The sequence below is a fragment of the Caldimonas tepidiphila genome (assembly GCF_003569765.1).
Classification (GTDB): Bacteria; Pseudomonadota; Gammaproteobacteria; order Burkholderiales; family Burkholderiaceae_C; genus Caldimonas; species Caldimonas tepidiphila.
The window spans coordinates 224-7453 of the sequence record NZ_KZ983977.1; the positions used below are offsets into that span (position 1 = coordinate 224).

The window sequence follows — 7230 nt, forward strand, 5'->3', positions numbered from 1 at the left end:
CCACCAGCGCGCCGCCGGGGAACACGGTCTTGGGCAAGGAGAGCAGCCCGCCTGCGGTGATCGCGCGCGCGCCGTAGCTCACGCGCTTGCCGCCCTCGAGGTGCTTCCTGATCACCGGGTGGGTCTTGAAGCGCTGGAACTCCTCGAAGGGCGACAGCCACGGGTTCCTGTAGTCCAGCCCGACCACGAAGCCGATGTAGACCTGGTTGTTCTCGGCGTGGTACAGGAACGAGCCGCCGTAGGTGTCGGGCTCGAGCGGCCAGCCGGCGGTATGCACGACGAGCCCCGGGCGGTGGCGCGCCGGGTCGATCTCCCAGACTTCCTTCAGGCCGATGCCGTAGCTCTGCGGATCTCGGCCCTCGTCGAGCCGGAAGCGCTCGATCAGCTGCTTGCCCAGGTGCCCGCGCGAGCCCTCAGCGAAGACCGTGTACTTCGCCAGCAGCTCCATGCCGAGCTGGAAGGCGTCGGTGGGCTCGCCGTCCTTGCCGATCCCCATGTTGCCGGTGGCGACGCCGCGCACCGAGCCGTCCTCGTTGTAGAGCACCTCGGCGGCGGCGAAGCCGGGGAAGATCTCCACGCCCAGCGCTTCGGCTTGGCTGCCCAGCCAGCGCACGACGTTGCCGAGGCTGACGATGTAGTTGCCGTGGTTCTGGAAGCACTCGGGCAGCAGCGCCGGGGGCGTGGCCTGCGCGCCGCTCTCGCTCAGGAACAGGAACTCGTCCTGCGTCACCGCCTGGTTCAGCGGCGCACCAAGCTCCTTCCAGTCGGGCAGCAGCTCGGAGAGCGCGCGCGGGTCCATGATCGCGCCGGAGAGGATGTGCGCGCCGGGCTCCGAGCCCTTCTCGAGCACGCACACCGAGACCTCGCGGTCCTGGGCGGCGGCGGGCTGCTTGAGGCGGATCGCGGTGGCGGGGCCCGCCGGGCCGGCGCCGACGATCACCACGTCGTATTCCATCGATTCGCGCGGGCCGTACTGGGCCAGCAGCTCCTGGGAAGTCATCGCGTCTCCTTCGGTGTGGGGCGTTTGCTGGGCGCCGGCGTCAGCCGCGCCGGGGCCAGGGGTTCGGGCGATTCTAAGGCGTCTTCGCCAAAAAACGAACGATCGTTCGTTTTTTGCTGCGGGCACCCGCGCAAGGCGGTCCCGCCGCTCGGGGGCGCAGGGGCCGGCCGGCAGGGCCGGCATCGCGCCGGGTCTCTCCTTCATGCTATCTTGGGCCGCCTTGCCGCAGCGCGGCGGCGTGCGGGGTGGCCCCGCAGCGAAAGGATTCTCATGGCTTACACGATCGATCTCTCGGGACGCGTCGCGCTCGTCACCGGGGCGTCCAGCGGGCTCGGCACCCGCTTCGCGCGCACGCTCGCCAAGGCCGGCGCGGCGGTGGCGCTGGCGAGCCTCAACACCGAGCCGCTCAAGACCCTGCGCGCCGAGATCGAGGCCGAGGGGGGCGACGCGCACGTGATCGAGCTCGACGTCGCCGACCCGGCCAGCATCCGTGCCGCCGTGGCCCACGCCGAGACCGAGATGGGCGCGATCGACATCCTGGTCAACAACTCGGGCGTCAGCACGACGCAGAAGCTCGTCGACGTCACGCCCGAGGACTACGACTTCGTGATGGACACCAACGTGAAGGGCGCCTTCTTCGTCGCGCAGGAGGTCGGCAAGCGCATGCTCGCCCGCGCCTGCGGCGAGGCGCCCGGCACCTTCACCGGCGGGCGCATCGTCAACATCGCGTCGATGGCGGGCCTGCGCGTGCTGAGCCAGATCGGCGTCTACTGCATGAGCAAGGCGGCGATGATCCACATGACCAAGTCGATGGCGCTCGAGTGGGGCAAGCACGGCATCAACGTCAACGCGATCTGTCCGGGCTACATCGACACCGACATGAACCACCACCAGTGGCAGACCGAGCAGGGCCAGCGGCTGATCCAGAGCCTGCCGCGCAAGCGCCTCGGCCAGCCCGGCGACCTGGATTCGGTGCTGATGATGCTGTGCGCCAACGAGAGCCACTTCATCAACGGCTCGGTGATCGCCGCCGACGACGGCTTCGGGCTCTGCTGAGGTGGCGATGGCATTGCGAGAACTGAGTCCGGCCGAGGCGCGCGTGCTGGCGGTGCTGGTGGAGAAGCAGCACACGGTGCCCGACACCTACCCGCTGTCGCTGAATTCGCTCGTCGCGGGCTGCAACCAGAAGAGCGCGCGCGACCCGGTGATGAACCTCTCGGAGGCCGAGGTGCTGCGCGCGCTCGACGAGCTGAAGTCGCTCAGCCTCGTCGTCGAGAGCAGCGGCAGCCGCGTGAGCCGCTACGAGCACAACTTCCCGCGCGGCGCGGGCGTGCCGAGCCAGTCCGCGGCGCTGCTCGCAACGCTGATGCTGCGCGGCCCGCAGACCGCCGCCGAGCTGCGCGCCAACAGCGAGCGGCTGCACCGCTTCGCCGACATCTCCTCGGTCGAGGCCTTCCTGCAGGAACTTGCCGAACGGGAGCCGGTGCGCGTGGTGAGGCTGCCGCGCGCGCCCGGCGCGCGCGAGCAGCGATGGATGCACCTGCTGTGCGGGCCGGTGGACGCCAGCGTCGCTGCCGGCGTGCCCGCCGCTGCCTCGAGCGCGGCAGCCGGGGCGGGCGAGGTCGCCGCGCTCGCCGAGCGCCAGGCGCAGCTCGAGGCCGAGGTGGGCGAGTTGCGCGCGCTGGTGGAGCGTCTGTATCAGGAGCTGGGGGTGAGCCGCGCATGAGGATCGAGATCCCCGAGGAGGAGAAGCTCGTCTTCGAGATGCAGATCCCGATCCGCTGGGGCGACATGGACGCGATGGGGCACGTCAACAACGCGGTGTACTTCTACCTGGAGATCATCCGGGTCGAGTGGCTGAACTCGCTCGGCGGCGCCCCCGACCCGAAGGGCCAGGGCCCGGTGATCGTCAATGCCTTCTGCAACTTCTATCGCCAGCTCGAGTACCCCGGCACGATCCTCGCGAAGCACTACGTCGCCAACCCGGGCCGCAGCAGCTTCGACGCCTTCGTGACGCTGGAGCGGACCGACGACCCCGGCGCGATCCACGCAGCCGGCGGCGCGACGACGGTCTGGGTCGACTTCCCGCAGCAGAAGTCGGTGCCGCTGCCGCAATGGCTGAGGGCCGCGCTGGCGTGAGCCTCGGGCGCCGGCCGCCGCCCTCAGCCGGCGAGCAGCCGCTGCACCAGCTCCGGCGTGCTGCTTGCCTTGAACTTGCGCATCAGCCGCGCGCGGTAGATGTCCACCGTGCGGTGACTGATGCCGAGCTGGCGGCCGATCAGCTTGCTGGTCTGGCCCTCGATCAGCAGCGCCGCCACCTCGCGCTCGCGCCCCGTGAGCTCCGCCTTCACTGGCCTGCGCGACGACAGGTCCTCGAAGCTCCAGATGCCGGCTGCATGCGGCGCGCTGCGGTCCAGCGCGCGGCCACTGACGTGGCACCAGAACAGCTCGCCCTCGCGCGTGCCGTTGTGCCGCTTCATGATGCGGTCGTCGGCATAGCGGCCGCTGGCATTCAGGATGGGCGCCATGCGTTGCCCGGTGCGCTCGAACTCGTCCGGCGTCGGGTAGAGCACCAGGAAGGACTGTCCCACGAGATCCTCACGCGTCTGCCGGAACATCTCGCACAGCGCATGGTTGCAGTCCACGATCACCCGGTGCCGCGACAGCACCAGCCCGACCGGCGCCTCCTCGAAGGCGGTGCGGTAGTCGATCTCCAGTGCGTCCATCGGCCTCGTGCCCCTGGGGTGGTCCTTAGGCGATTGTACGTATGCGAATACGTAGTACGCTCTCGGCATTCCATCCCTCAAGGAGACCTGCGATGAACAAGGTGTATCCGAGCGCCGCCGAGGCGCTCGCGGGCATCGTCAAGGACGGCCAGATGCTGGCGGTCGGCGGCTTCGGCCTGTGCGGCATTCCCGAGGCGCTGATCGACGCGCTGCAGGCCACCGGCGTCAAGGGCCTGACGGTGATCTCGAACAACGCCGGCGTCGACAACTTCGGCCTCGGCAAGCTGCTCGCGACGCGCCAGATCAAGAAGATGATCTCGAGCTACGTCGGCGAGAACAAGGAGTTCGAGCGCCAGTACCTGTCGGGCGAGCTGGAGCTGGAATTCACGCCGCAGGGCACGCTCGCCGAGAAGCTGCGGGCCGGCGGCTCGGGCATCCCGGCCTTCTTCACGAAGACCGGCGTCGGCACCATCGTCGCCGAGGGCAAGGAGACGCGCGAGTTCGACGGCCAGCTCTACGTGATGGAGCGCTCGCTGGTGCCCGAGGTCTCGCTCGTGAAGGCGTACATCGCCGACAAGTCCGGCAACCTCGTGTTCCGCAAGACCGCGCGCAACTTCAACCCGAACGTCGCGATGGCCGGCCGCGTCACCGTCGTCGAGGTCGAGAAGATCGTCGAGACCGGCGAGCTCGACCCCGACCAGATCCACCTGCCCGGCATCTTCGTGCACCGCATCGTCCTCAACGCGACGCCCGAGAAGCGCATCGAGCAGCGCACCGTGCGCCCGTCCGCCTGACCCGGCCCAGAAGGAGAGACACAAATGGCTTGGAATCGTGATGAGATGGCGGCGCGTGCCGCCCGCGAGCTGCAGGACGGCTTCTACGTGAACCTGGGGATCGGCCTGCCGACGCTGGTCGCCAACCATGTCCCCGCGGGCATGGAGGTGTGGCTGCAGTCCGAGAACGGGCTGCTCGGCATCGGTCCCTTCCCGACCGAGGACACGGTCGATCCCGACCTGATCAACGCCGGCAAGCAGACCGTCACGACGCTGCCGGGCTCGGCCTTCTTCAGCTCGGCCGACAGCTTCGCGATGATCCGCGGCGGCAAGATCAACCTCGCGATCCTCGGCGCCATGCAGGTCAGCGAGAAGGGCGACCTCGCGAACTGGATGATCCCCGGCAAGATGGTCAAGGGCATGGGCGGCGCGATGGACCTCGTCGCCGGCGTCGGCCGCGTCGTCGTGCTGATGGAGCATTGCGCGAAGAACGGCGAGCACAAGCTGCTGCAGCAGTGCACGCTGCCGCTCACGGGCGTGGGCGTCGTCAACCGCATCATCACCGACCTGTGCGTGCTGGACGTGACGCCGCAGGGCTTCCTCTGCATCGAGACGGCTCCTGGCGTGACTCAGGAGGAGATCCGGCTGAAGACCGGCGCGCACGTGGAGTTCGCGAACGGGCGCTGAGCCCGCCGCTCCCGTCGCAGCAACGGCGAGGCCGCCCGCGGGCGGCCTTTTTCATGGTGCCGGCGCCCGGGCCTTCAGCCTTCGCGGGTCCGCCACTGGCCGTCGATCAGCAGCTCGTGCGGTCGGAACTGCGCCTTGTAGGCCATCTTGCGGCTCCGCTCGATCCAGTAGCCGAGATAGACGTGAGGCAGGCCGAGCTGGCGCGCCTGCTCGATCTGCCACAGCACGTTGTAGGTGCCGTAGCTCGCGTCGTCATCCGGCTCGTAGAAGGTGTAGACGGCCGACAGCCCATCGTCGAGCACGTCGAGGATCGACACCATCTTCAGCGCGCCGGGGGAGCCGTCCTCCCGAGGTGCGCGGAACTCGACCAGTCGCGAATTCACCCTGCTCTGCAGCAGGAACTGCGTGTACTGGTCGATGCTGTCGTGATCCATGCCCCCGCCGCTGTGGCGGCCGGACTGGTAGCGCAGGTAGAGCTGGTAGTGCTCGGGCACGAAGCACAACCGCAGCACCCGGGCCTGGAGATCCTGGTGGGCCTTCAGGGCGCGTCGCTGGCTGCGGTTGGGCGTGAAGCGCGCGACCGGGATGCGCAGCGGCACGCAGGCGTGGCAGCCGTCGCAGTGGGGGCGGTAGGTGAACATGCCGCTGCGCCGGAAGCCGCGGTTGACGAGGCTCGAGTACACGTCGGCATGGATCAGGTGGCTGGGCGTCGCGACCTGCGAGCGCGCCATGCGCTCCGGCAGATAGCTGCAGGGATAGGGCGCCGTCGCGTAGAACTGCAGGGACGCCAGCGGGAGTTCTTTCGGGTGCGTCATTCCTCGCTTCGCTCCTTGTCCATGAAGGGGGAGGGCGCCGATACGGTCCCGCCCGGAAGGTCGGGTTGCGGAAGCGGAGAGGGGGCCGGACCTCTCCCCGCGAGCTCGGGCAACTCCTGCCATAGCGCCGGCTCGAACCGCCAGTCCGTCACCGATGCCATCCGCGTGGCCGACCGCACGTGGCGCAGGAACTCGCGTCGCGGAATCTCGCGTGCGCCGAGCGAGGCCAGGTGCTCGGTGCGCTGCTGGCAGTCGATCATCTCGATCCCGTGCCGGCGGCAGAAGGCTGCCAGTGCCACCAGCGCGATCTTGGACGCGTCCGTGCGCCAGGAGAACATCGATTCCCCGAAGAACATCCGGCCGACGCAGACCCCGTACAGGCCGCCGGCCAGCTCGCCGTCCATCCAGGTCTCGAAGCTGTGCACTTCGCCCCGTTCGTGCCAGGCCGCATAGGCCTCCACCATCTCGCGAACGATCCAGGTGCCGTCCTGCCCGGGACGCGGCGTACGGGCGCAGGCCTCGATCACGCGCCGGAAGTCCGAGTCGATGCGAAGCCCGCACCCCGGGGTGCGGGCGAAGCGCTGCACCGTCTTGCGCAAGGAGCGCGTGACCCGCAGTTCATCGACGCGCAGCACCATGCGCGGATCGGGGCTCCACCACAGGATGGGCTGCCCGTCGCTGAACCACGGAAAGACGCCAGAGCGGTAGGCCTCGCGAAGACGGGGCACCGAGAGGTCGCCGCCGGCGGCGAGCAGGCCGGGAACGCCCGAGTCGTGGGTCAGCGCCTGCTCCGGCGCGGGGAAGGCAAGGTGGCTGTCGTCCAGCCAGGCGAGCGCGAGGGAAGCCACGAGTCTGCTCTGAGTGTGTTGCAACGATTCTGGAGCAGCAGACCGGGATGCTGCCCTCTTCGCGTCGCAAATCCCCCGAAGGGCCGGAGGCATCGGCGTACGGCCCGAAAAAATACTCAGCCGGCCCTTGCCAAGACGCCACTCGCGCTGCTAAAGTCTCACCTCTTCGCTGCCTGGCAGCGGAATCCTGGAAGGCACTACGGTGCCGAGGACGGATTCTGAGGTTGGGTGGTCGAGGGCTTCGAGGTCGGCGGATGCTGATTGCGAGGTGGTCGAAAAGACCGAGCGCTTGACAAGGAATTGAAAAGCGAGCGAGAATAGTGGTCTTCGCTGCTGATGAGCGGCGGTTGTGAGCGAGTTGCCTGAGTGGCGGCGAGTGTA

At 68.8% G+C, this 7230-nt stretch carries 10 protein-coding genes; 5 read left to right on the plus strand and 5 right to left on the minus strand.

Translation table 11 applies throughout. The annotated features are described in order from the left end of the window. On the minus strand, positions 1–1000 hold a 1000-nt coding region (locus D3A59_RS04055), incomplete at its 3' end, for an NAD(P)/FAD-dependent oxidoreductase (RefSeq protein WP_240635932.1). A 270-nt stretch (positions 1001–1270) separates the two neighbouring features. Here D3A59_RS04055 and D3A59_RS04060 point away from each other — a divergent pair. From D3A59_RS04060 to D3A59_RS04070, 3 genes are read left to right on the plus strand one after another with little or no spacing between them, the layout of a single operon-like run. After that, on the plus strand, positions 1271–2056 hold the full coding sequence (locus D3A59_RS04060) for an SDR family oxidoreductase (RefSeq protein ID WP_119153632.1): 786 nt from the start codon (positions 1271–1273) through the stop codon (positions 2054–2056). A gap of 7 nt (positions 2057–2063) precedes the next feature. Next, complete coding sequence (locus tag D3A59_RS04065; RefSeq protein WP_119153633.1) at positions 2064–2726, plus strand: YceH family protein; 663 nt, start codon at positions 2064–2066, stop codon at positions 2724–2726. Further along, on the plus strand, positions 2723–3139 hold the full coding sequence (locus tag D3A59_RS04070) for an acyl-CoA thioesterase (protein ID WP_119153634.1): 417 nt from the start codon (positions 2723–2725) through the stop codon (positions 3137–3139). Before D3A59_RS04065 ends, D3A59_RS04070 begins: the two co-directional genes overlap by 4 nt. A 23-nt stretch (positions 3140–3162) precedes the next feature. On the opposite strand, the gene D3A59_RS04075 is transcribed toward D3A59_RS04070, so the two are convergent. Beyond that, entirely contained in the window at positions 3163–3726 is a 564-nt protein-coding gene (locus tag D3A59_RS04075) for a LuxR C-terminal-related transcriptional regulator (RefSeq protein ID WP_119153635.1), read from the minus strand. Between the two features lie 92 nt (positions 3727–3818). Here D3A59_RS04075 and D3A59_RS04080 point away from each other — a divergent pair, with 92 nt between their 5' ends. Continuing rightward, positions 3819–4520: a CoA transferase subunit A gene (locus D3A59_RS04080; protein WP_119153636.1), complete on the plus strand. Its 702-nt coding sequence runs from the start codon at positions 3819–3821 to the stop codon at positions 4518–4520. Positions 4521–4544: 24 nt separating this feature from the next. Next, the gene (locus D3A59_RS04085; protein ID WP_119153637.1) at positions 4545–5186 is read left to right on the plus strand and encodes a CoA transferase subunit B; all 642 of its coding nucleotides are present in this window, start codon (positions 4545–4547) and stop codon (positions 5184–5186) included. A 74-nt stretch (positions 5187–5260) separates the two neighbouring features. On the opposite strand, the gene D3A59_RS04090 is transcribed toward D3A59_RS04085, so the two are convergent. The 3 genes from D3A59_RS04090 to D3A59_RS25915 form a co-directional block, all read right to left on the minus strand. Continuing rightward, the gene (locus D3A59_RS04090) at positions 5261–6001 is read right to left on the minus strand and encodes an arginyltransferase (RefSeq protein ID WP_119153638.1); all 741 of its coding nucleotides are present in this window, start codon (positions 5999–6001) and stop codon (positions 5261–5263) included. Then, complete coding sequence (gene aat / locus D3A59_RS04095) at positions 5998–6849, minus strand: leucyl/phenylalanyl-tRNA--protein transferase (RefSeq protein ID WP_419187231.1); 852 nt, start codon at positions 6847–6849, stop codon at positions 5998–6000. Before aat ends, D3A59_RS04090 begins: the two co-directional genes overlap by 4 nt. A gap of 150 nt (positions 6850–6999) precedes the next feature. Continuing rightward, positions 7000–7230, minus strand: a 231-nt coding sequence (locus D3A59_RS25915; RefSeq protein ID WP_205665108.1) for a hypothetical protein, incomplete at its 5' end; no start/stop codon positions are given.